This window comes from Pseudomonas sp. N40(2020) (assembly GCF_014472415.1).
GTDB lineage: Bacteria > Pseudomonadota > Gammaproteobacteria > Pseudomonadales > Pseudomonadaceae > Aquipseudomonas.
Window position 1 is genome coordinate 1 of sequence record NZ_JACSZV010000033.1, and the last position, 21,376, is coordinate 21,376.

Consider the following 21,376-nt stretch of genomic DNA (forward strand, 5'->3'; position numbering starts at 1 on the left):
GTTCAGAGTGATTCTGTGTGTGAAAGTCCGCCTTCGCGAGCAAGCTCACTCCCACAGGGACAACACCGGGCCTGTGGAAGCGAGCTTGCTCGCGAAGGGGTTAGCGCGGTTCGATGTGGGCAATCATCAGTTGCACGGTCTCGTTGCCCCGAAACTCGTTGACGTCGAGTTTGTAGGCCAGCTCGACCCACTTGATGGTCGGGTTCGGCCAGATATCGCGGTCGATGCCGAACGCGATGCCGTCGAGTTTCACCGAACCGCACTCGCTTTTCAGCACCACTTTCAAATGACGCTCGCCAACCACGCGCTGCTCGACCAACTGGAACACGCCGTGGAACAGCGGTTCCGGAAAGTGCTGCCCCCACGGTCCGGCGTGGCGCAGGGCGCGGGCTAGTTCGAGGTGAAACTCTTCAACCGCCAGCGTACCGTCCGAGAGCAAACGCCCGGTGAGGTCTTCTTCGCGAAGTTGCCTACGCACTTCGGCGTCAAATGCCTCGGCGAATAACGGAAAATTCTCTTGCGGCAAGGTCAGGCCTGCCGCCATCGCGTGGCCACCGTACTTGGCGATCAGGTTCGGATGTTGCGCCGCAACCACGCTCAAGGCATCACGAATATGGAAGCCCTGCACCGATCGCCCCGAGCCTTTGAGCAAGCCATCGCCAGCATCGGCGAAGGCAATGGTCGGACGGAAATAACGCTCTTTCATGCGCGAGGCGAGGATGCCGATAACACCCTGGTGCCACTCCGGATCGAACAGGCACAAACCGTACGGCATCGACTCGACGGGCAAATCCTTGAGCTGGGCCAGCGCTTCACGCTGCATGCCCTGCTCGATGGATTTGCGATCCTGGTTCATGCCGTCCAGTTGCGCGGCCATTTCCTGGGCCATATTGGCGTCGGCGGTGAGCAGGCATTCGATACCCAGACTCATGTCATCCAGACGTCCGGCGGCATTGAGCCGCGGGCCGACGATAAAGCCGAGATCCGTGGAGGTTATCCGCGCCGCGTCACGCTTTGCCACTTCAAGAATCGCCTTGATCCCCGGCCGCGCGCGCCCGGCACGAATGCGCTCAAGACCTTGGTGCACCAGAATGCGATTGTTGGCGTCGAGCGGCACCACGTCAGCCACGCTGCCCAATGCCACCAGATCAAGCAGCTCGCCGATGTTCGGTTGCGGTTTGCTCTCGTACCAGCCGAGGCTGCGCAGGCGCGCACGCAAGGCCATCAACACATAGAAAATAACCCCGACCCCGGCCAGCGCCTTGCTCGGAAACTCACAGCCCGGTTGGTTCGGATTGACCAGCGCATCGGCCGCCGGCAGTTCGTCGCCAGGCAAGTGGTGATCGGTGATCAGTACTTTGAGCCCATGACGCTTCGCGGCGGCAACGCCTTCGACGCTGGAGATGCCGTTGTCGACGGTGATCAGCAACTGCGGCTCGCGGGTCATGGCGACTTCGACGATTTCCGGGGTCAGGCCGTAGCCGTATTCAAAACGGTTCGGCACCAGATAATCGACGTGCGCCGCACCCAACAGACGCAGACCGAGCATGCCGACCGTACTGGCGGTGGCGCCGTCCGCGTCAAAGTCACCGACGATGAGGATGCGCTGACGTTGCTCCAGCGCCGTCACCAGCAGATCTACTGCCGCATCAATGCCCTTGAGTTGCTGGAACGGAATCAAGCGCGCCAGGCTCTTGTCCAGCTCCGCCTCGGACTGCACGCCCCGCGCCGCGTACAAACGGGTCAGCAGCGGTGGCAGATCACCGAGAAATGGCAGAGTGGCAGGCAGTTGGCGAGGTTCGATACGCATGGAGTGACGGAGGCTTCTATTGAATACGTGGGATTAATTCGGTGAACGCGCAGGATCAGCCGCGCTCACCTTGCAGCCATTGCAACTGGACTTCGTGCTGACCACGGTCGTCGGTGACGAAGATCGTCCCTTCGCTGATCATCACGTCCCACTTGATGACGCGAGGCATGTCCTTGGCCAGGGTTTCCAACACTTCTTGCGGGACCGCAGCGATGTTGACGTTTTTCAGGTTCTTGATCGCCGGGATGACCTTGGTTTCCCAGACGCGCAGGCTGCCGTAGGCCAGCAGGCTGGTGCGTTCGGTGCGGCGTGAGCACCAGGTCAGACGATCGGCGTCTGGCTGGCCGACTTCGATCCAGTGCAGAACACGGTCGTCTAGGCTTTTTTCCCACAGCGCCGGTTCATCCACGTCCGACAGACCACGGCCAAACGACAACTGCTCGTTGTACCAGAGGGCGTAGGCCAACAGCCGCACGGTCATGCGCTCTTCGGTCTCCGAAGGGTGACGGGCGATGGTCTGCTTGACGCTCTCGTAGACGCTGCGGTCGAGGTCGGTGAGGTTCAGTTCGAATTTGTACGTAGTGGACGGCTGGGCCATGAACGGGCTTCTTGATACAAGGAAAGTCGGCAAGTCTAACCGATGCCGTAGGCAATCATCGAATTGATGGCGATCAACTTTGCGCGCCTGACAGCCGGCTATGTTAAAACGCTGTATCCGCATAACCTTGTCCTACAGGATTCAGTATGCCGTTCGCCAACAAGCCGCTCAGCGGTGTGAAAGTCATTGAATTGGGTACGTTGATTGCCGGGCCGTTTGCCTCGCGCATTTGCGGCGAGTTCGGCGCCGAAGTGATCAAGATCGAATCGCCGGACGGCGGTGATCCCTTGCGCAAGTGGCGTAAGTTGTACGAAGGCACTTCGCTGTGGTGGTTCGTTCAGGCGCGCAACAAGAAATCGCTGACGCTGAACCTCAAACACCCCGAGGGTTTGGCAATCCTGAAAAAACTGCTCGCTGAAGCCGATATCCTGATCGAGAACTTCCGACCCGGCGTATTGGAGAAGCTCGGCCTGAGCTGGGAGATCCTGCACGCCTTGAACCCGAAACTGGTGATGGTGCGTCTGTCCGGTTTCGGTCAAACCGGGCCGATGAAGGATCAGCCAGGTTTTGGTGCCGTCGGCGAATCCATGGGCGGCTTGCGCTACATCACCGGGTTCGAGGATCGGCCACCGGTGCGCACCGGGATTTCCATCGGCGATTCGATTGCCGCGCTGTGGGGCGTGATCGGCGCGTTGATGGCGCTGCGTCATCGCGAGGTCAACGGCGGCTTGGGCCAAGTGGTCGATGTGGCGTTGTATGAAGCCATCTTCGCTATGATGGAAAGCATGGTGCCGGAGTTCGATGTGTTCGGTTTCATCCGCGAACGCACCGGCAACATCATGCCCGGCATCACGCCCTCCTCGATCCACACCAGCGCTGACGGCAAGCATGTGCAGATCGGCGCCAATGGCGATGCGATTTTCAAACGTTTCATGCAGGTGATAGGCCGCGACGATCTGGCCAACGACCCGACGCTGGCCAGCAACGACGGGCGCGATAGCCGCCGTGACGAGTTGTATGGCGTAATTGATCGCTGGGTCAATTCGCTGCCGCTGCAAACCGTGCTCGACCTGCTCAATCAGGCCGACGTGCCGGTCAGCCGGATCTTCAGCGCCGAGGACATGCTCACCGATCCGCAATACCTGGCCCGGGAAATGTTCCTGCACGCCAAGTTGCCGGACGGCAAGCCCTTCAAGATGCCGGGCATCGTGCCGAAACTCTCTGAGACACCGGGCTCGTCCGAATGGGTCGGGCCGCAGCTCGGTGAACACAATGCGCAGGTACTCCACGATCTTGGCTACGACGAACAGCAGATCACTCGACTGCGCGAAGACGGAGCCATTTGAACTGAAAAACCGACAGACATCAGCCGCCAACCGCGCCCATCACTGGTGGACGTGGCGCCTGTTCGGCTTGCTGTTTCTGCTGGGTTTGCCGGCTTGGGCGCAGGCGAAACCGACGCTGATCTGGTTACTGCGCGACATGCCGCCGCTGACGATTTTCGAAGGTCCTAAAAAGGGCCAGGGCGTCATCGATCACCTGATGCCGATGCTGATCGCCGGCATGCCGCAATACGAACACACACTGATGCGGGTCAACCGCGCCCGCGGCATGCAGATGCTTCACGAAGCCTCGTTCACCTGCGACCCATCGTTAATCTGGAGCAAAGAGCGCGCGCAATGGATCGCGTTTTCCATTCCTGCGTTTCGCGCTGTCAGCAACGGGCTGGTGGTGCGTCAGAAAGATCGCGACGTATTGGCGCGGTTTCTGGTGGACGGTGAAGTCGATCTGGCGGCGCTTTTGGCCGATGGCAAGGAAAAGGTCGGCGTCGTCGCGGAGCGCAGTTACGGTGAGCTCGTCGACAACCTGCTGCGCCAGGCACCAAAAGACGCACTCACACCGCATTACGGCAACGACGCCCTTAACAGCCTGCTGATGATGCAGCGTCTCGGACGGTTACAGGTAGTTCTGGGTTATTGGCCGGAAATCCGCTACCAGGCTCATCTGGCAAAAATTGCCGAAGACGAGCTGCTGTTTTATCCGATTCGGGGCAACGCTAAATACCTGTCGGGTTACATCGGATGTTCCGACACCCCACAAGGTCGCCAGGCGATCACCGAGATCAACCAACAGCTGCGTACCCTGCCCCACGATCAGTTGAACCAGCGCTATGCCGACTGGCTCGATCCCGACAGGCGTGAGGGTTACCTCGAACAGGCCCGGACGTTCTTCGAACAGCAGGCGGCGCAGTGAGCAAATTGCAGACAAAAGAAACCCCGAGAAGTGGGGAGACGACTCGGGGTTAAACGTGGCCTGTAAAAAAGACCAGTAGCAGCAAGCGACAAGCACCGGAGCACAATGCTTGATCCTGCTGTTACGGGGTCTGACTGACTCGGATGCAGGAAGGTTCCCACAAAAAACATTTCATTTTTCAAAGCGCCGGACGCTTGTCCAGGGCTGCATTGCGCAATGCTGCGATCACGCAGGGCTCCAAGCGCCCTTCGGCAATCAGGATGTCACGGTGCAAACCATCAACGACATCGGTCAGTTGACGCTTGTCGGTCAACTGCGCGTGATTGAATTGGCGTTCAACCACAATGGCGCCGCTGCTGTTCTTCAAGGTCACCAGGCATTCACCCTGGGCACCACTTGGGGACAACGAAACCTGATACGGGCTCAGAGCCTCACCGAGCAATAGACTGATACTTTCCATCTCGATCTCCACTCAATAGTCCGAAAACATTGTGTCTGGGGCGTGTCCACTGTAAATGACCACCGGCCCGAGAAGAAAGTTCTGCATTTCGGTTGCAAGCACTGCAGCGCCACCGGTCTGTCAGAGCATGCACGGCGAAGATGACAGAAAAATAACCACGCCCCTCAAACGCCAACAGGCTGCGTATGGGCGATCAGGTAGCTGTCCAGCAAACCTCTCATCAGCACCGCCGAGACCGGTGTTTGCAGACGCCCCAGCAGTCGCAACCGATGCTCGCGCAGCAATGAGTCCAGATCGTTCAGCAGACTCGGCGCGACCGCGCCCAAAAGGATCAGCGCACGCGCTTCTTGCTGCTCCGCCAGATGCTGGATCAGCGCCAGGCCATCGCCCCCTTTGAGTTGCGGATCGCAAATAGCGATGTCGACAGCGCCGCGATGCCCCAGTGAACACAGGGCCGATGCCAGCGACGGCGCCGTCAGTACGTCGTAGATGCCAATGGCATTGAGCATTTGATGCAATGCCATCAACTGGAACGGATTGGGTTCAAGAATCAGGACTTTAAGCGAGCGCATGGGCGACCTCTGAAGCGACAATCGCGGACTCTCACCGCAGTTGTCGTTCACTCTAGGGCAGCCGTCTTAAGCCTCCCATCAGAAAAGTAGTCACGTCGTATAGGAGATTTCCCAACTTCAATGCGGACATCTGCACCCGCTCTCCGTCCGGCGCTGAGTGATGTCCGTCCAGCCGCCCAGCAGGCCACGCAATTGGCCGTCGGCACTGTAAAAAGGCACCGTCCACTGATAGACCTCGCGCGGGCCGTTCTTGAACTGCAATTGCCGCTTGCTGAAACGCGACTTGCGCGTGCGCAGTTGCATCATGAACTCGTCGTGCAACATCAACGCCGTCGCTTCGGGTAACGCACCGACCTCGATCAACTGCCGCCCCTGCACCTGATCCAGTCGAACCGAAAGCGCCTCTTCATAGCTGCGGTTGCACATAATCAGACGCCCTTGCAGATCGCGGACGAACACCGGATCGGGCATGGAATCGATCAGTGCATGCTGAAACGCCAGTTGATCGCCAAGATCCTTTTCCGCCTCGCGCCGCAACTTGATCACCGCCGTCAGTCGCCGATTCCATATCAGCGACAACAAACCGAACACGCCGAGCCCGCCCATCATCCAGCAGCCCCATTCGATCATGCGCTGCCACATGGACGGCACAGGCGCCGGTGAAATGCCTTCAAGCCATTTCAGGCGAATGGCCCGCAACTCGGCGGCCGGAAACGCCTCCAGCGCCTTGTTGAGAATGCTCAGCAGCTCCGGCATGCCCTTGCGCACGGCCAGGTTATCGGCTTCCCACTTGCCTTCCACCAGGCCGCCCACCTTGAGCAACCCCAAAGGATAAAGCTGTGCACCAATCTCGTTTTCAATGGTCGCGTAGGCTTCGCCGCTCTCGACCAGAGCCCGGGCTTCGGCATAGGTCTTGACCGAACGTATCTCGATCGCCGGGAAGTCACGCCGAATCACATCCTCCAGCGCATGGCGGGCCGGCAGCACAACCACGCGCTTGGCCAATTGCTCGAAAGACTCCACCTGCGGCGATCCGGCGCGACCGACAAACACCCATCCGGCGCCACCGAATGCGTGGCTGAAATCCAGAAAAACCTTGCGCTCATCACTCACGGCCAGGGTAGTACTGATGTCCGCCGCCCCGCTCTCAAGGCGCTCCAGCATATGATCGGTGGAAAAAGATTCCTGATGCACAAATTGCAACCCGGTCATCGCGGTGAGGCGCTTGAGCACATCGTTGTTCAAACCGCTCCACTGCCCATGTTCGTCCTTGAACAGATACAACGGGTACTGCACCGACGCCACCGTCACCTTGGGGTTATCGCGAATCCATTGGCGCTCGTGCGCGTTCAGTTCCACGGACTGGACATTGAGTGCCACCCCTTCCTCATGCAGTGCCAGTTGCGCCGCCACACTGCCGCGCATCCATGCCAGCAACCCGAACACAAACAACCAGCCCAGTGCCGGTTTCAAACCTCTATAAAACAGCATTGCCACTTCCTTCGTGATCGACTCACCCGTCCTTCATGGGTGAAAACCCCAGCAGTGTGGCAGCAGAAACAAAAAAGCCCGTCAGGAGACGGGCTTCAAAATGTGACAGCTTTTAGCGGCTTAAAGCGGCTTGCCGCGGTTGCCATGCTGACTGACAAAGGCTTGTACGGCTTTCAGCTCATTTGGCAGAACGGTGCAGCGCTCGTTTCGCTCAAACAAATCAGAAAGATGTGCAGGTAGTGCGAGAGCTTTTCCTACACCGGCCTTTTCCACTGCATCCGGGAATTTCACCGGGTGTGCAGTGCCCAGAATCACCATCGGGATGTCCAGGCTGCGACGGCATTCGCGCGCGGCTCTGACGCCGATAGCCGTGTGCGGGTCGAGTACTTCACCGGTCTGTGCAAAGACGTCGGCGATGGTTTCACAGGTTTGCGCGTCATCCACGGCCAGCGAGTCGAACAGTTTGCGCGCTTCGGTCCAGCGTTCTTGCTCGACGCTGAAGCCGCCGCCCTGTTTGAACGAATCCATCAGACCGGCAATCGCTGCACCGTTGCGACCGTGCAGGTCGAACAACAGGCGCTCGAAGTTCGACGAGACCATGATGTCCATCGACGGCGACAGCGTGGCGTGCAGGGTTTCCTTGACGTACTGGTTGCCGCTCATGAAGCGGTGCAGGATGTCGTTGCGGTTAGTGGCGACGATCAGCTGATTGATCGGCAGGCCCATGTTGCGCGCCAGGTAACCGGCGAAGATGTCACCGAAGTTGCCGGTAGGCACCGAGAACGACACCGAACGCGCCGGACCGCCCAACTGCAGGGCTGCGTGGAAGTAGTAAACGATCTGGGCCATGATTCGCGCCCAGTTGATCGAGTTCACCGCCACCAGACGCGTGCCTTTGAGGAAGCTCTGGTCGGCGAAGCTGTTCTTGACCATTTCCTGGCAGTCATCGAAGTTGCCTTCGATGGCGATGTTATGGATGTTCTCGCCGAAAATCGTGGTCATCTGGCGACGCTGCACTTCGGACACACGGTTGTGCGGGTGCAGGATGAAGATGTCGACGTTTTCGCAGTGTTTGCAGCCTTCGATGGCGGCCGAACCGGTATCACCGGAGGTTGCACCGACAATCACCACGCGCTCGCCACGCTTTTCCAGCACGTAGTCGAGCAGACGACCGAGCAGTTGCAGGGCGAAGTCCTTGAACGCCAGGGTCGGGCCGTGGAACAGCTCCAGCACCCATTCGTTGCCGTTCAGTTGACGCAGTGGCGCCACGGCGCTGTGCGAGAACACACCGTAGGTTTCTTCAAGGATCTTCTTGAAATCGGCATCGGGAATGCTGCCGGTTACAAACGGGCGCATCACTCGGAAGGCCAACTCGTGATACGGCAGGCCGGCCCAGGAAGCGATTTCCTCCTGAGTGAAACGTGGCAGCACTTCCGGGACGTACAGACCGCCGTCGGAGGCAAGACCGGCCAGCAGGACATCTTCGAAATTCAGGGCCGGTGCCTGGCCGCGGGTACTGATGTAACGCATGACTGACTCCAATGGAGAGTGTTCGCAAAGCCGGGCCCGCGCACGGGCCCGGTGAACAATGGCGGCTTAGTTCAGGTGCTCGACGCGGATCCGTACAACCGGACCGTTCACGCCGGCCAGAGCTTCGAGGGCGGCGATTGCATCGTTGATGCGCTGTTCCACTACACGGTGGGTCAGCAAGATCATCGGCACCAGACCGTCGTGTTCCTCGACTTCCTTCTGCATGATCGACTCGATGTTGATGCCGCGCTCCGAGAGGATGCTCGCCACCTGAGCCAGTACGCCCGGATGGTCCTTGGCCTGGATGCGCAAGTAGTAAGCGCTTTCGCAGGCTTCGATCGGCAGGATCGGATGGGCCGACAGCGAGTCCGGCTGGAAAGCCAGATGCGGTACGCGGTTTTCCGGATCGGAGGTCATGGCGCGAACCACGTCCACCAGATCGGCGATCACCGACGAAGCTGTCGGCTCCATACCGGCACCGGCGCCGTAGAACAGGGTCGAACCGGCAGCGTCACCGTTGACCATCACCGCGTTCATCACACCGTTGACGTTGGCGATCAAACGATCGGCCGGAATCAGCGTCGGGTGTACGCGCAACTCGATGCCGGCATCAGTGATGCGCGCCACACCGAGGTGCTTGATGCGATAACCGAGCGCTTCGGCGTAGTTGACGTCAGCCGTGGTCAGCTTGGTGATGCCTTCGGTGTAAGCCTTGTCGAATTGCAGCGGAATGCCGAACGCGATCGAAGCCAGAATCGTCAGCTTGTGCGCCGCATCGATGCCTTCGACGTCGAACGTCGGATCGACTTCGGCGTAACCCAGAGCCTGAGCCTCGGCCAACACGTCTTCGAAGGTGCGACCCTTCTCGCGCATTTCGGTGAGGATGAAGTTGCCGGTGCCGTTGATGATCCCGGCGACCCAGTTGATGCGGTTGGCGGACAGGCCTTCACGGATCGCCTTGATCACCGGAATGCCACCGGCCACAGCCGCTTCGAACGCCACGATCACGCCTTTCTCGCGTGCCTTGGCGAAAATTTCATTACCGTGAACGGCAATCAGAGCCTTGTTCGCGGTGACCACATGCTTGCCATTCTCGATGGCCTTGAGTACCAGCTCGCGGGCAACGGTATAGCCGCCCACCAGCTCTATGACGATATCGATCTCAGGGTTCGTGGCCACTTCGAAGACATCGTTGGTAATCGCAATACCGGTCGTCTGGAACTGAGGCTTTGGCGTGCGCGTGGCAATTTGTGCCACTTCGATCCCACGCCCGGCACGACGAGCAATTTCCTCGGCGTTGCGCTGAAGTACGTTGAAGGTACCGCCACCGACGGTCCCTAACCCACAGATGCCTACTTTGACCGGATTCACTGTGAACTCCCCATAAAACGGCCGACTCAGGGTCGGCCGGAAAACAACCGCGTGCTCGCGGCTCTCTATTAATGGCCCGGCGATGTTGCTACCGGACCATGATCGTCAAAGCCTGACCGTGACGATGCGAATTACTTGGCGCCCAGCGCCAGTTTGGCGACTTGTGGCGCAGGCTGGTAGCCCGGAATGACTTGTCCGTCGGCCAAAACGATGGCCGGTGTACCGTTCACACCAATCGACTGCCCCAGAGCGAATTGTCTGGAAACCGGGTTCTCGCACTTGGCGGCCTTGATTTCCTTGCCATCGACCATTTTGTCCATGGCCGCTTTCTTGTCTTTCGAGCACCACACCGCTTGCAGTTGCTCGTCACCCGGCGAGCCGAGGCCCTGGCGCGGAAACGCAACATAACGCACTTCGATGCCACGCTTGTTCAGCTCCGGCACTTCGGCATGCAGCTTGTGGCAGTACGGGCAGGTGGTGTCGGTGAACACGGTGATGTGCGATTTGGTCTCGCCCACGGCCGGGTAAACCACGGTTTCGGCCACAGGGATGGCGTTGACCAGTTTGGAGATGCCCAGACGCTCGGTCTTCTCGGTCAGATTGACCGGTTTGCCGTCCTTGAGCTGGAACAGGTAACCCTGGACGATGTATTGGCCGTCGGCGCTGGCGTACAGCACGCGGCTGCCCTTGAGCTTGACTTCATACATGCCTGGCAACGGGCTGGCACTGATACTTTCTACCGGAACCTCGAGTTCGAGTTTTTCCAGGCTTTGACGAATCGCTTTGTCGGCCGCGTCATCGGCGACGGCAAAGGTACTGACCAACGCAATGGCTGCGGCGGCGAAAATCTGGGTCAGACGCATGAGAACTCCTGAAGGCGGACAAATGGATCGATCAGAACGCCAGTGCCGGAACACCGGGTCATAACCGTCCATCGTGCAAACCGGCAAAGCCTAACACATAAGGTCACGGTGGCCGAATGCGCCTGTCGCAAGAGACCACACCCTCTTCCTGCATGATCTTTGTTCAGCCACGCGGGTGATGTTTGGCATGCAGATCCTGCAACCGCGCCCGGGCGACGTGGGTGTAGATCTGCGTGGTCGACAGATCGCTATGCCCGAGCAGCATCTGCACCACGCGCAAGTCAGCGCCATGGTTGAGCAGATGCGTGGCAAATGCATGTCGCAAGGTGTGAGGTGACAGCGACTTGCCGATCCCGGCGACCTTGGCCTGATGCTTGATCCGGTGCCAGAAGGTCTGGCGGGTCATCTGTTCACCACGCTGGCTGGGGAACAGCACATCGCTGGGGCGCCCGCCAAGCAACTCGCCACGGCCGTCACGCATGTAGCGCTCGATCCAGACTATTGCCTCTTCGCCCATCGGCACCAGACGCTCCTTGCTGCCCTTGCCCATCACCCGCAATACGCCCTGGCGCAGGTTGACCTGTTCCAGCGTCAGGCTGACCAGTTCGGTCACACGCAAACCGCAGGCGTACAAGACTTCCAGCATGGCGCGATCACGCTGGCCGATGGCTTCGCTCAAGTCCGGTGCTTTCAACAACGCCTCGACGTCTGCTTCTGACAGCGATTTGGGCAGCGGCCTACCCAGTTGCGGCATATCGACGCGCAACGTCGGGTCGACGGTGATCAGCTTTTCCCGCAGCAGATACCGATAAAAGCCACGCACACCGGAAAGAAATCTCGCCGTGGAGCGCGGCTTGTAGTTCTGCTCCAGACGCCAGGCCAAGTGATCGAGGATCAGCTCGCGGCCGGCGTTGATCAGCTCAAGGTTCTTCTCCTGCAGCCAGCCGTTGAACAGCGCCAGATCGCTGCGATAGGCGCCACGCGTGTTGTCGGACAGGCCTTTCTCCAACCACAAGGCGTCGAGGAATTGGTCAATCAGTGGATGGTCAATGGCGGACATAGAGGCTCAAGTCAGGCAGCAACAGCTGGGGGGACAGTTTTTCACAGCGCACCCGATCACGGAACACTCAGGCGGAAAACCCTGGCAACACCGGCACCGGACGCTTGTCATCATCAATCGCGACAAAGCTGAACTGGCCATGAATCGCCTTCTCGCGACCATCGCAGCTCATGCTTTCAACAAACACTTCCACCTCGACCTTGAGGCTGGTGTTACCGACCTTGATCACCCGCCCGACCAGTTCGACAATGGAGCCGGCCGGGATCGCGTGGTTGAAGTCGATGCGGTCGGTGGACACGGTCACCAGCGGCAAACGGCAGAAACGTGTGGCGGTGATGAACGACACTTCGTCCATCCACGCCAGCGCAGTGCCGCCGAACAGGGTGTTGTGGTGGTTGGTGGTCGGCGGAAAGACGGCTTTGGTTACGCGAGTCACCGAGAGTTCGGTGCGGCGTTCGATTTCCTGGTCACGGATAGACATGTGAGATGACTCGTAAAAAGTAGACTGCAAATCGAAAACAAGATCAAAAGATCGCAGCCTTCGGCAGCTCCTACAGGATGGGGGCAGTTTATTGCAGGCAACAAAAAAGCAGCCCGTAGGCTGCTTTTTTCTGCATCGGAAGCTGGACTTAAGCCAGTTTTTCCTTGATGCGAGCTGCTTTACCCGACAGGTCGCGCAGGTAGTACAGCTTGGCTTTGCGTACGTCACCGCGACGTTTAACAGCCATGCTGTCGATCTGCGGGGAGTAGGTCTGGAAAGTACGCTCTACGCCGACACCGTTGGAGATCTTACGAACGGTGAATGCACTGTTCACGCCGCGGTTACGCTTGGCGATTACAACGCCTTCGAACGCTTGCAGACGGGAACGATCGCCTTCCTTCACTTTCACCTGAACGACAATGGTGTCGCCTGGGGCAAAGGTAGGGATTTCTTTGGTCATCTGCTCTGCTTCGAGTGCAAGGATGATTTTGTTGGTCATGCTGTGCTCCTAAGGTAAATCAACTGATCTACCATCGATACGTTGTTAACTATCGTCCCGCTCGCGGATGTATTCCTCGAGCAGCTTCTTCTCTTCTCCAGAAAGCGAGCGGCTTTCCAGAAGATCGGCGCGTCGTTCATAGGTCCTACCAAGGGACTGCTGTAAACGCCAACGCCGGATATGCGCGTGGTTGCCACTCAGCAACACGTCGGGTACACGCTGATCCGCATACACCTCAGGTCGGGTGTAGTGCGGGCAATCCAGCAGACCATCCGTAAAGGAATCTTCCTCGGCGGAGTCCGCATGCCCTAAAGCTCCAGGCAGCAGTCGTGTAACCGCATCAATCAGGACCATGGCCGGCAGCTCGCCGCCAGACAGTACATAGTCGCCAATCGACCACTCTTCATCGACATGAGCCTCAATAAAGCGCTCGTCAATGCCTTCATAGCGGCCGGCAATCAGGATCAATGCATCCGATTTTGCCAACTCGCGTACCGCCGACTGAGTCAGTTGACGGCCTTGGGGGGACAGGTAAATCACCTTCGCCGCCTCCCCGGCTGCTGCTTTGGCCTGAACCAGAGCATCTTCCAGGGGCTTGATCTTCATCACCATGCCCGGACCACCGCCAAACGGGCGATCGTCCACAGTGTGATGCCGATCCGTCGTGTAGTTCCGCGGATTCCAACAGGTCAGCTGCAAGAGCCCCTGTTTGACCGCACGACTGGTGATGCCGTAGTCGCCAATGGCGGAAAACATCTCGGGAAACAAACTGATCACTTCTACGCGCAAATTAGCCACGTTTAGAAGTCCGCATCCCAATCCACCTTCATCTCGCCCGCTGCGAGGTCGACTGCCAACACGCATTGCTCCGTATAGGGCAACAGGCGTTCGCGATCATCCAGGCTGCCAGCGCAAGGCTTGACTACCATTACATCATTGGCGCCGGTTTCCAGAAGATGATCGATTTTCCCGAGCAATTGCCCCAGTTGATCGATGACCTTCAGACCTTCCAGCTGGTACCAGTAGTACTCGCCTTCGGTCAATTCAGCGAACAGGTTGCGTGGCACGCAGATCTCGTAACCGGCCAGAAGACGAGCTTCTTCACGATCATCAAGACCCTTGAGCTTTGCGACCAGGAACTTATCGCTCCCGCGTCCACTGACCAGCTCGACCTGTTTGACATTGCCTTCGCGCTTGAGCGTCCAGGTTTTGTACTGCAACAGGTTTTCAGTCGGATCAGTAAAGGAATAAACCTTCACTTCGCCGCGAACGCCGTGAACAGAGTAGATTTTGCCAATAACGATCAAATCATCGGCAACAGCAGGCGTCGCGTTCATATTGCTCAGGCCGCAGCCTTGGCAGATTCCTTCAACAACTGAGCAACGCGCTCAGAAGGTTGTGCACCAACGCTCAGCCAGTAGGCAACGCGCTCTTGGTTCACGGACAGACGGATTTCCTGACCACGGGCAACAGGGTTGAAGAAACCAACCTGTTCTTTGTGGGAACCGTCACGCGGGTTGCGCGAGTCGGTTACGGTCAGGTGGTAAAACGGGCGCTTTTTGGAGCCGCCAAGGGCAAGACGGATTGTTAGCATGTGAACATCGTTCCTGTAGTCGGTGCTGCAAATCTAAATGCACAGCGGGCATGGGTGCCCGAAAGGCCGCATATTCTAAGGAATATCCGGACTTTTGCAAATGACTTTTTCCGGCGCCTATGGCATGCCGTGCAGATTTGCATATAGAGCCGTCGATGAAAACGGCCAGTCAGCTCCCGCCGAGTGCGGGTTTGCTGTTGATCCCGCATCCTTGCGGGGCCTGCGCCGGTGCGACGACCGGCCAGTTATTTACATTTTTGGCATCCCGCCGCCGGGCAACATACCGCCCATGCCGCGCATCATTTTCGCCATTCCGCCTTTGGCGGTGAATTTCTTCATCATCTTTTGCATCTGCTTGTGCTGCTTGATCAAGCGACCGATGTCCTGCACCTGAGTGCCGGAACCCATGGCGATCCGGCGCTTGCGCGAACCGCTGATCAGCTCAGGGTCGCGGCGCTCGGCCGGGGTCATGGAGTTGATGATGGCTTCCATCTGCTTGAATTGCTTCTCTGCGGCATTCTGGGCATTGCCCATTTGCGACAGGTTGACGCCGCCGATGCTCGGCAGTTTGTCCATGAGGCCGCCGAGGCCGCCCATGTTCTTCATCTGTTGCAGCTGATCGCGGAAGTCTTCGAGATCGAAGCCCTTGCCCTTCTTCAGCTTCTTGGCCAGTTTGTCGGCCTTGTCTTTGTCGAGGGTCGCTTCGGCCTGTTCGATCAGGCTGAGCACGTCGCCCATGCCGAGAATCCGCGAAGCGATACGCTCAGGGTGGAACGGATCGAGCGCTTCGCTCTTCTCGCCCATACCGATGAACTTGATCGGCTTGCCGGTGATGGCGCGCACCGACAGGGCGGCACCGCCACGGGCATCGCCGTCGACCTTGGTCAGGATCACACCGGTCAGCGGCAGTGCATCACCGAAGGCCTTGGCCGTGTTGGCCGCGTCCTGACCGGTCATGGCGTCAACCACGAAGAGGGTTTCTACCGGGTTGATCGCGGCGTGCAGCGCCTTGATCTCGCCCATCATCTCTTCGTCGATGTGCAGACGACCGGCGGTGTCGACGATGACCACATCAATAAACTTGAGCTTTGCTTCTTTTATAGCCGCAGTGGCGATGTCGACCGGCTTCTGGCTCAGGTCGGACGGGAAGAACGTCACGCCGATGTCGTTGGCCAGGGTTTCCAGCTGTTTAATAGCCGCGGGACGGTAGACGTCCGCCGACACGACCATGACCGACTTCTTCTTGCGCTCTTTAAGGAAGCGCGCAAGTTTGCCGGCGGTGGTGGTTTTACCGGCGCCCTGCAAACCGGCCATCAGAATCACGGCGGGTGGCACGGCGCTCAGGTTCAAGTCTTCGTTGGCCGCGCCCATCAGGCTTTCGAGTTCGGCCTGGACGATCTTCACGAACGCCTGGCCCGGCGTCAGGCTGCGCGACACCTCGGTGCCGACAGCGCGCTCCTTGACCGAATTGACGAAGTCCTTGACCACCGGCAGGGCGACGTCGGCTTCGAGCAACGCCATGCGCACTTCACGCAGGGTGTCTTTGATATTGTCTTCGGTCAGCTTCGCCTTGCCGGTGACATGGCGCAGCGTCTGCGAGAGACGGTCGGTTAAGTTTTCAAACATTGCGCGATCCTTTCAGGCCCTGTGTAGACCGGGATAATGGCGGCCCAGACCGGAATCAACATGTGCTCGGCGAGCCTGCGGCGTGGGCAGGTCGCGGATTATAGCGAAGACTGCGCCGGGCGGACACCTCGCACTTTCGTGGTGTGGCGGTTCTATGCCAAACTCAGCGCCTTTCGGGCTTGCCTAACAGGATTTATGCTCCCCTTGTCACCCAGTTTGCTGACCACACTCGCCGCCGCCCTTCTATATGCCGCTGCGACCCTTTATCAAGGCACTCGTCTGGCCACCGGCGCCAAGGCTAACAAGCGCCTGCTGGTTTCGCTCGGCGTCCTCGCCGTGCTGGCCCACAGCGCCAGCCTGCTCACCCACCTGCTGACGCCGATCGGTCTGGGCCTGGACTTTTTCAGCGCCGCCAGCCTGATTGCCGCCGCCGTGATTGCCCTGACATTGCTGGCGTGCTCGCGAATTCCGGTGGAAAACCTGCTGGTACTGCTGTTCCCGCTGGGCGCGGCCACCGTGCTGCTGGCGCAGTTTGCCCCGGCCGGCACCGTACAGATCATCGATGAAGAGCCGGGCATCCTCGCCCACATCCTGTTGTCGATCCTCGCCTACGGCATGTTCACCATAGCGGTGTTCCAGGCCTTGTTGCTGCTGGTGCAAGACCACCAACTCAAGCACAAGCACCCGTCCGGCCTGATCAAGAACTTCCCGCCGCTGCAAACCATGGAAAGCCTGCTATTCGGTTTCCTCTGGGCCGGCTGGACGCTGTTGTCGCTGTCGTTGATCTCCGGCTGGTTGTTCGTCGAGAACCTGTTCGCCCAGCATCTGGTCCATAAAACCTTACTGGCGTGCCTGGCCTGGATCGTCTTCAGCGTGCTGCTGTGGGGTCGTAATCGTCTCGGTTGGCGCGGCCACAAGGCGATTCGCTGGACTCTCGCCGGTTTCTGCCTGCTGATGTTGGCGTACTTCGGCAGCAAACTGGTTCGTGAATACATCCTGCATATCTGACGGGCGGCAATAAATGGACGGTTTGCCCATAGGGCCGATGCTCGCGGTATTTTTCCTGCTGATTTTATGGTCGGGGCTGTTTACCGCCGTCGAAATCGCGCAGCAGCATCTGCTCGCGCAACGCACCGCCTCGCGCGCCAGCGATAAACCGCTGGCGAAGCTGAGCTTCCCGCTCGACAGCCTGATCCTGTGCAACACCCTGTGCCGTGCGCTCGCCGTGGTGATTGCGACGCTGCTGGCGATTTTCCTCCGTGAAGAAAACGGTCCTTGGGCGGCGTCCCTGGGTGCCGGCGCAATACTGCTGGTGTTCACCGATTACTTTCCGCGCACCCTCGCCCAGCGTTATCCCGACGCCGTACTGGCATTCGGCAATACCCTGCTGGCCGTGCCGCTCAAGATCATTTATCCGCTTGCCTGGCTGTTCAGCCGGATCAGCGCTTTGCTGATGCGTCCGTTTGCGCGCAAAGCCCAAGTAGTGCAACAAAGCGAAGACGATGTGCAAGCTGATCGACATGACGATCCCGAACACCCGATTCGCCTGCACCCGGTCTCGGGTATTCACGCGCTGGACAACATTACGGTCAATGACATTCTGGTACCGCGCAGTGACGTCGACGGCATCAATCTCGACGACCCGATAGAAGACATCATCGAACAACTGCGCAACACCAAGCGCACGCGCCTGCCGGTGTTCCACAGCGACATCAATCAGGTCGAAGCGGTGCTCAATACCCGCCAGATCCGCCACCTGTTGAACGACGATAGCCTGACCCGCGAAGCGCTGCTGGCCGCCAGTTACGAGCCTTACTTCGTCCCGGAAAGCACGCCCCTGCAACTGCAACTGCTGAATTTCCATAAGCAGCAGCGGCGTTTGGGCATGGTGGTGGACGAGTACGGCGAAGTGCTCGGTATCGTCACTCTGGAAGACATTCTCGAAGAGATTGTCGGCGAATTCGAAAGCGAGCACAGCCTCGATAATCCGCACATTCATCCGCAGCCCGATGGCCGCATGGTGATTGACGGCACCGCCTCGATTCGCGAATTGAACAAATGCCTGGGTTGGCATTTGCCCAGCGATGGACCGAAAACCCTCAACGGGTTGGTGACAGAGGCGCTGGAAACCATTCCGGAGAGTGCGGTTTGCCTGAAGATCGGTCGATATCGCCTGGAGATTCTCGAAACCGAGGAGAACCGGGTAAGCAGGGTATTGATCTGGCATACGAGTTCGGTGCCCGCTGTGGTTCCTGCCAGGTAAAGATCAAAAGATCGTCCGAACGCGGCCGGAACCTTCGGCAGTTCCTACATTTGGAATGCGCCTGTAGGACCTGCCGAAGGTTGGGATCTTTTGCGCTTGTTCAATCGTTAGCCACCTTCCTATAATCGAGGCGCTTACCCAAGCGCCGCCGACCCTGTGCTTACCCAGCACTAAACAGGTCTCGACTGTTTCCGCATCACACCGACGACTGTTCCTACTCGAAACAGCGCTCGCGCCTCATCCCACATCCCTGGGTACTCCACCATAATAATTCGCTCCAACGGAGCATATGACTGTCAGGGATCACCGCATGACGACCAGTACCGCTTACAGCGACACCGCGCCTGCCCAGCCGACCAACTCCGCCACCCGCGTGGCCACGGCGAGCTTCATCGGCACGGCCATCGAGTTCTACGACTTCTACGTTTACGCCACGGCCGCCGCACTGGTGATCGGACCGGTGTTCTTTCCGCAGACCTCCGGCACCGCGCAGATGCTCTCGGCGTTTCTCACCTTCGGCATTGCCTTCCTTGCCCGCCCGCTAGGCTCGGCGCTGTTCGGCCATTTCGGTGATCGCATCGGACGTAAATCGACGCTGGTCGCTTCGCTGCTGTTGATGGGGGTTTGTACAACGCTGATTGGCGTGCTGCCGGGTTACGCCAGCATCGGGGCCTGGGCACCGATTCTGTTGTGCGTGCTGCGTTTCGGTCAGGGCCTGGGATTGGGCGGCGAATGGGCCGGAGCCGCATTGCTGGCCACGGAAAACGCGCCGAAGGGCAAGCGCGCGTGGTTCGGCATGTTCCCGCAGCTCGGCCCTTCGATTGGCTTTCTCGCGGCTAACGGCCTGTTCCTGACATTGGCCATGACGCTGAGCGACGAGCAGTTCCGCAGCTGGGGCTGGCGGATTCCTTTCCTGCTCAGCGCGGCACTGGTGATGGTCGGCCTGTACGTACGCCTGAAACTCCACGAAACCCCGGTATTCGCCAATGCCATCGCCCGTCAGGAGCGAGTGAAAGTGCCGCTGGTCGAGCTGTTCAGCCAGTATTGGGTACCGACGCTGCTGGGCGCGGCGGCGATGGTGGTGTGCTATGCGCTGTTCTATATCTCGACGGTGTTTTCCCTGAGCTACGGCGTGTCCACCCTCGGTTACAGCCGTGAGACGTTCCTTGGCCTGCTGTGCTTTGCCGTGCTGTTCATGGCAGCCGCGACACCGCTGTCGGCCTGGGCCAGTGACCGTTACGGGCGCAAACCGGTGCTGATCATCGGCGGCGTGCTGGCGATTCTGTCCGGATTCCTGATGGAACCGCTGCTGACTCATGGCTCGACCTGGGGCGTGGCGCTGTTCCTGTGCATCGAGCTGTTCTTGATGGGTGTGACATTCGCCCCGATGGGTGCGCTGTTGCCGGAGCTGTTTCCGACTCACGTGCGTTATACCGGCGCATCGGCAGCCTACAACCTCGGCGGCATTGTCGGAGCCTCGGCGGCGCCGTTCTTTGCGCAGAAACTGGTGGCGATGGGTGGTTTGAGTTATGTCGGCGGGTATGTGTCGGCGGCAGCGGTGCTGAGTGTGATTGCGGTGCTGTGCTTGAAGGAAACGAGGAATAACGATCTGAATCAGATTGCCTGACAGAAGATCAAAAGCTTCGCGAGCAGGCTCGCTCCCACATTTGGAATGCATTTCCCAGTGGGAGCGAGCCTGCTCGCGAATGCCGCGACTCGGTTTAGAGTTCTACGACAACAGCCTGAGCAGCGCGGGTCGCCTTGGCACGAGCGGCCTCGATCGACTCATCACGCGCCAATGCCACGCCCATGCGGCGCTGACCATTGACCTCAGGCTTGCCGAACAGACGCAGCGCGGTATCCGGCTCGCTCAGCGCAGCGCCAAGGTTGGCGAATGCCGTCTGGGTCGACTGACCTTCCACCAGAATAACCGCCGAAGCCGATGGCCCGAACTGACGGATCAGCGGCACTGGCAGGCCGAGAATGGCCCGAGCGTGCAAGGCGAACTGCGACAGATCCTGGGAAATCAGTGTGACCAGACCGGTATCATGCGGGCGCGGCGACACTTCGCTGAACCACACCTGATCACCTTTGATGAACAGCTCGACGCCAAACAGACCACGGCCGCCCAAAGCCTCGGTCACGGCTTTGGCAACGCGCTCGGATTCCGCCAGCGCAATCGGGCTCATGGCCTGTGGCTGCCAGGATTCCTGGTAATCGCCCTTCTCCTGGCGGTGACCCACTGGCGCGCAGAACGTGGTGCCACCCATATGGCGCACAGTCAGCAGAGTGATTTCGTAGTCGAAATCGATAAAGCCTTCGATGATCACCCGACCTTTGCCCGCGCGGCCGCCCTCTTGGGCGTAGTCCCAGGCCTTCTGCACGTCATCGTTGCTGCGCAGCAGGCTTTGGCCTTTGCCCGACGAACTCATCACCGGTTTCACGACACATGGGAAACCCAAGTCCTGAACGGCTTTGCTGTAGTCCTCGAAGGTGTCGGCAAAGTGGTACGGCGAGGTCGGCAGGTCCAGCTCTTCAGCGGCCAGACGACGGATGCCTTCGCGGTTCATGGTCAATTGCGCAGCGCGAGCGGTCGGGATCACGGTGAAGCCTTCAGCTTCCAGCTCGACCAGAGTGGCGGTGGCGATGGCTTCGATTTCCGGCACGATGAAGTGCGGTTTCTCGGCCTCGATGACTGCACGCAGGGCTGCGCCGTCGAGCATGTTGATCACGTGGCTGCGATGGGCGACTTGCATGGCCGGCGCGTTGGCGTAACGGTCGACGGCAATCACTTCAACGCCCAAGCGTTGCAGCTCGATCACCACTTCCTTGCCCAACTCACCACAGCCACACAGCAATACGCGGGTCGCGGTTGGCGACAATGGAGTTCCGATACGGGTCATCT

General features: G+C 59.2%; 21 protein-coding genes. 5 read left to right on the plus strand and 16 right to left on the minus strand.

Annotation, left to right across the window (positions count from 1 at the left end; all coding sequences use genetic code 11):
* Positions 1 to 100: 100 nt before the first annotated feature.
* Together recJ and IAI51_RS19860 are read right to left on the minus strand one after the other, a co-directional pair.
* Positions 101 to 1,810: a single-stranded-DNA-specific exonuclease RecJ gene (gene recJ / locus IAI51_RS19855; protein ID WP_187679996.1), complete on the minus strand. Its 1,710-nt coding sequence runs from the start codon at positions 1,808 to 1,810 to the stop codon at positions 101 to 103.
* Between the two features lie 55 nt (positions 1,811 to 1,865).
* Positions 1,866 to 2,408, minus strand: a complete 543-nt coding sequence (locus tag IAI51_RS19860) for a YaeQ family protein (protein ID WP_007908961.1) — start codon at positions 2,406 to 2,408, stop codon at positions 1,866 to 1,868.
* Positions 2,409 to 2,554: 146 nt separating this feature from the next.
* Between IAI51_RS19860 and IAI51_RS19865 the strand changes: the two genes are divergently transcribed.
* Both IAI51_RS19865 and IAI51_RS19870 read left to right on the plus strand, forming a co-directional pair.
* Positions 2,555 to 3,754: a CaiB/BaiF CoA transferase family protein gene (locus IAI51_RS19865; protein WP_187679997.1), complete on the plus strand. Its 1,200-nt coding sequence runs from the start codon at positions 2,555 to 2,557 to the stop codon at positions 3,752 to 3,754.
* Positions 3,681 to 4,661 (plus strand): TIGR02285 family protein, encoded by a 981-nt coding sequence (locus IAI51_RS19870; protein WP_187679998.1) that lies wholly within the window; start codon positions 3,681 to 3,683, stop codon positions 4,659 to 4,661. Before IAI51_RS19865 ends, IAI51_RS19870 begins: the two co-directional genes overlap by 74 nt.
* A gap of 178 nt (positions 4,662 to 4,839) precedes the next feature.
* On the opposite strand, the gene IAI51_RS19875 is transcribed toward IAI51_RS19870, so the two are convergent.
* From IAI51_RS19875 to ffh, 13 genes are all read right to left on the minus strand, one after another.
* Positions 4,840 to 5,121, minus strand: coding sequence for a DUF3509 domain-containing protein (locus tag IAI51_RS19875; RefSeq protein ID WP_187679999.1), 282 nt, complete (start codon positions 5,119 to 5,121; stop codon positions 4,840 to 4,842).
* A gap of 164 nt (positions 5,122 to 5,285) precedes the next feature.
* A complete protein-coding gene (locus IAI51_RS19880) occupies positions 5,286 to 5,693 on the minus strand; it encodes a response regulator (protein WP_187680000.1) in 408 nt (135 codons plus the stop codon).
* A 117-nt stretch (positions 5,694 to 5,810) separates the two neighbouring features.
* Entirely contained in the window at positions 5,811 to 7,184 is a 1,374-nt protein-coding gene (locus tag IAI51_RS19885) for a transporter substrate-binding domain-containing protein (RefSeq protein ID WP_187680001.1), read from the minus strand.
* Positions 7,185 to 7,304: 120 nt separating this feature from the next.
* Positions 7,305 to 8,714: a threonine synthase gene (thrC, locus tag IAI51_RS19890; protein ID WP_187680002.1), complete on the minus strand. Its 1,410-nt coding sequence runs from the start codon at positions 8,712 to 8,714 to the stop codon at positions 7,305 to 7,307.
* A 66-nt stretch (positions 8,715 to 8,780) separates the two neighbouring features.
* Positions 8,781 to 10,085 (minus strand): homoserine dehydrogenase, encoded by a 1,305-nt coding sequence (locus IAI51_RS19895; RefSeq protein ID WP_187680003.1) that lies wholly within the window; start codon positions 10,083 to 10,085, stop codon positions 8,781 to 8,783.
* A 131-nt stretch (positions 10,086 to 10,216) separates the two neighbouring features.
* Complete coding sequence (dsbC, locus tag IAI51_RS19900) at positions 10,217 to 10,948, minus strand: bifunctional protein-disulfide isomerase/oxidoreductase DsbC (RefSeq protein WP_187680004.1); 732 nt, start codon at positions 10,946 to 10,948, stop codon at positions 10,217 to 10,219.
* A gap of 163 nt (positions 10,949 to 11,111) precedes the next feature.
* Positions 11,112 to 12,008 (minus strand): site-specific tyrosine recombinase XerD, encoded by an 897-nt coding sequence (xerD, locus tag IAI51_RS19905; protein WP_187680005.1) that lies wholly within the window; start codon positions 12,006 to 12,008, stop codon positions 11,112 to 11,114.
* A gap of 67 nt (positions 12,009 to 12,075) precedes the next feature.
* On the minus strand, positions 12,076 to 12,489 hold the full coding sequence (locus IAI51_RS19910) for an acyl-CoA thioesterase (protein WP_187680006.1): 414 nt from the start codon (positions 12,487 to 12,489) through the stop codon (positions 12,076 to 12,078).
* A gap of 148 nt (positions 12,490 to 12,637) precedes the next feature.
* Positions 12,638 to 12,988 (minus strand): 50S ribosomal protein L19, encoded by a 351-nt coding sequence (gene rplS / locus IAI51_RS19915; RefSeq protein WP_003175895.1) that lies wholly within the window; start codon positions 12,986 to 12,988, stop codon positions 12,638 to 12,640.
* 45 nt (positions 12,989 to 13,033) lie between these two features.
* Positions 13,034 to 13,786, minus strand: coding sequence for a tRNA (guanosine(37)-N1)-methyltransferase TrmD (gene trmD, locus IAI51_RS19920; RefSeq protein ID WP_187680007.1), 753 nt, complete (start codon positions 13,784 to 13,786; stop codon positions 13,034 to 13,036).
* Positions 13,787 to 13,788: 2 nt separating this feature from the next.
* The gene (gene rimM, locus IAI51_RS19925; RefSeq protein WP_095191188.1) at positions 13,789 to 14,325 is read right to left on the minus strand and encodes a ribosome maturation factor RimM; all 537 of its coding nucleotides are present in this window, start codon (positions 14,323 to 14,325) and stop codon (positions 13,789 to 13,791) included.
* A gap of 5 nt (positions 14,326 to 14,330) precedes the next feature.
* The gene (gene rpsP, locus IAI51_RS19930; protein WP_003185073.1) at positions 14,331 to 14,582 is read right to left on the minus strand and encodes a 30S ribosomal protein S16; all 252 of its coding nucleotides are present in this window, start codon (positions 14,580 to 14,582) and stop codon (positions 14,331 to 14,333) included.
* A 249-nt stretch (positions 14,583 to 14,831) separates the two neighbouring features.
* The gene (ffh, locus tag IAI51_RS19935; protein WP_008081630.1) at positions 14,832 to 16,208 is read right to left on the minus strand and encodes a signal recognition particle protein; all 1,377 of its coding nucleotides are present in this window, start codon (positions 16,206 to 16,208) and stop codon (positions 14,832 to 14,834) included.
* 195 nt (positions 16,209 to 16,403) lie between these two features.
* On the opposite strand from ffh, the gene IAI51_RS19940 reads away from it, so the two are divergent.
* The 3 genes from IAI51_RS19940 (at position 16,404) to IAI51_RS19950 (ending at position 20,098) form a co-directional block, all read left to right on the plus strand.
* On the plus strand, positions 16,404 to 17,216 hold the full coding sequence (locus IAI51_RS19940) for an inner membrane protein YpjD (RefSeq protein ID WP_187680008.1): 813 nt from the start codon (positions 16,404 to 16,406) through the stop codon (positions 17,214 to 17,216).
* A gap of 13 nt (positions 17,217 to 17,229) precedes the next feature.
* Complete coding sequence (locus IAI51_RS19945) at positions 17,230 to 18,471, plus strand: transporter associated domain-containing protein (protein WP_187680009.1); 1,242 nt, start codon at positions 17,230 to 17,232, stop codon at positions 18,469 to 18,471.
* A 310-nt stretch (positions 18,472 to 18,781) separates the two neighbouring features.
* The gene (locus IAI51_RS19950) at positions 18,782 to 20,098 is read left to right on the plus strand and encodes an MFS transporter (protein ID WP_187680010.1); all 1,317 of its coding nucleotides are present in this window, start codon (positions 18,782 to 18,784) and stop codon (positions 20,096 to 20,098) included.
* Between the two features lie 94 nt (positions 20,099 to 20,192).
* Here the strand turns inward: IAI51_RS19950 and purT are convergent, their stop codons facing one another.
* A complete protein-coding gene (purT, locus tag IAI51_RS19955; protein WP_187680011.1) occupies positions 20,193 to 21,374 on the minus strand; it encodes a formate-dependent phosphoribosylglycinamide formyltransferase in 1,182 nt (393 codons plus the stop codon).
* Positions 21,375 to 21,376: the final 2 nt, after the last annotated feature.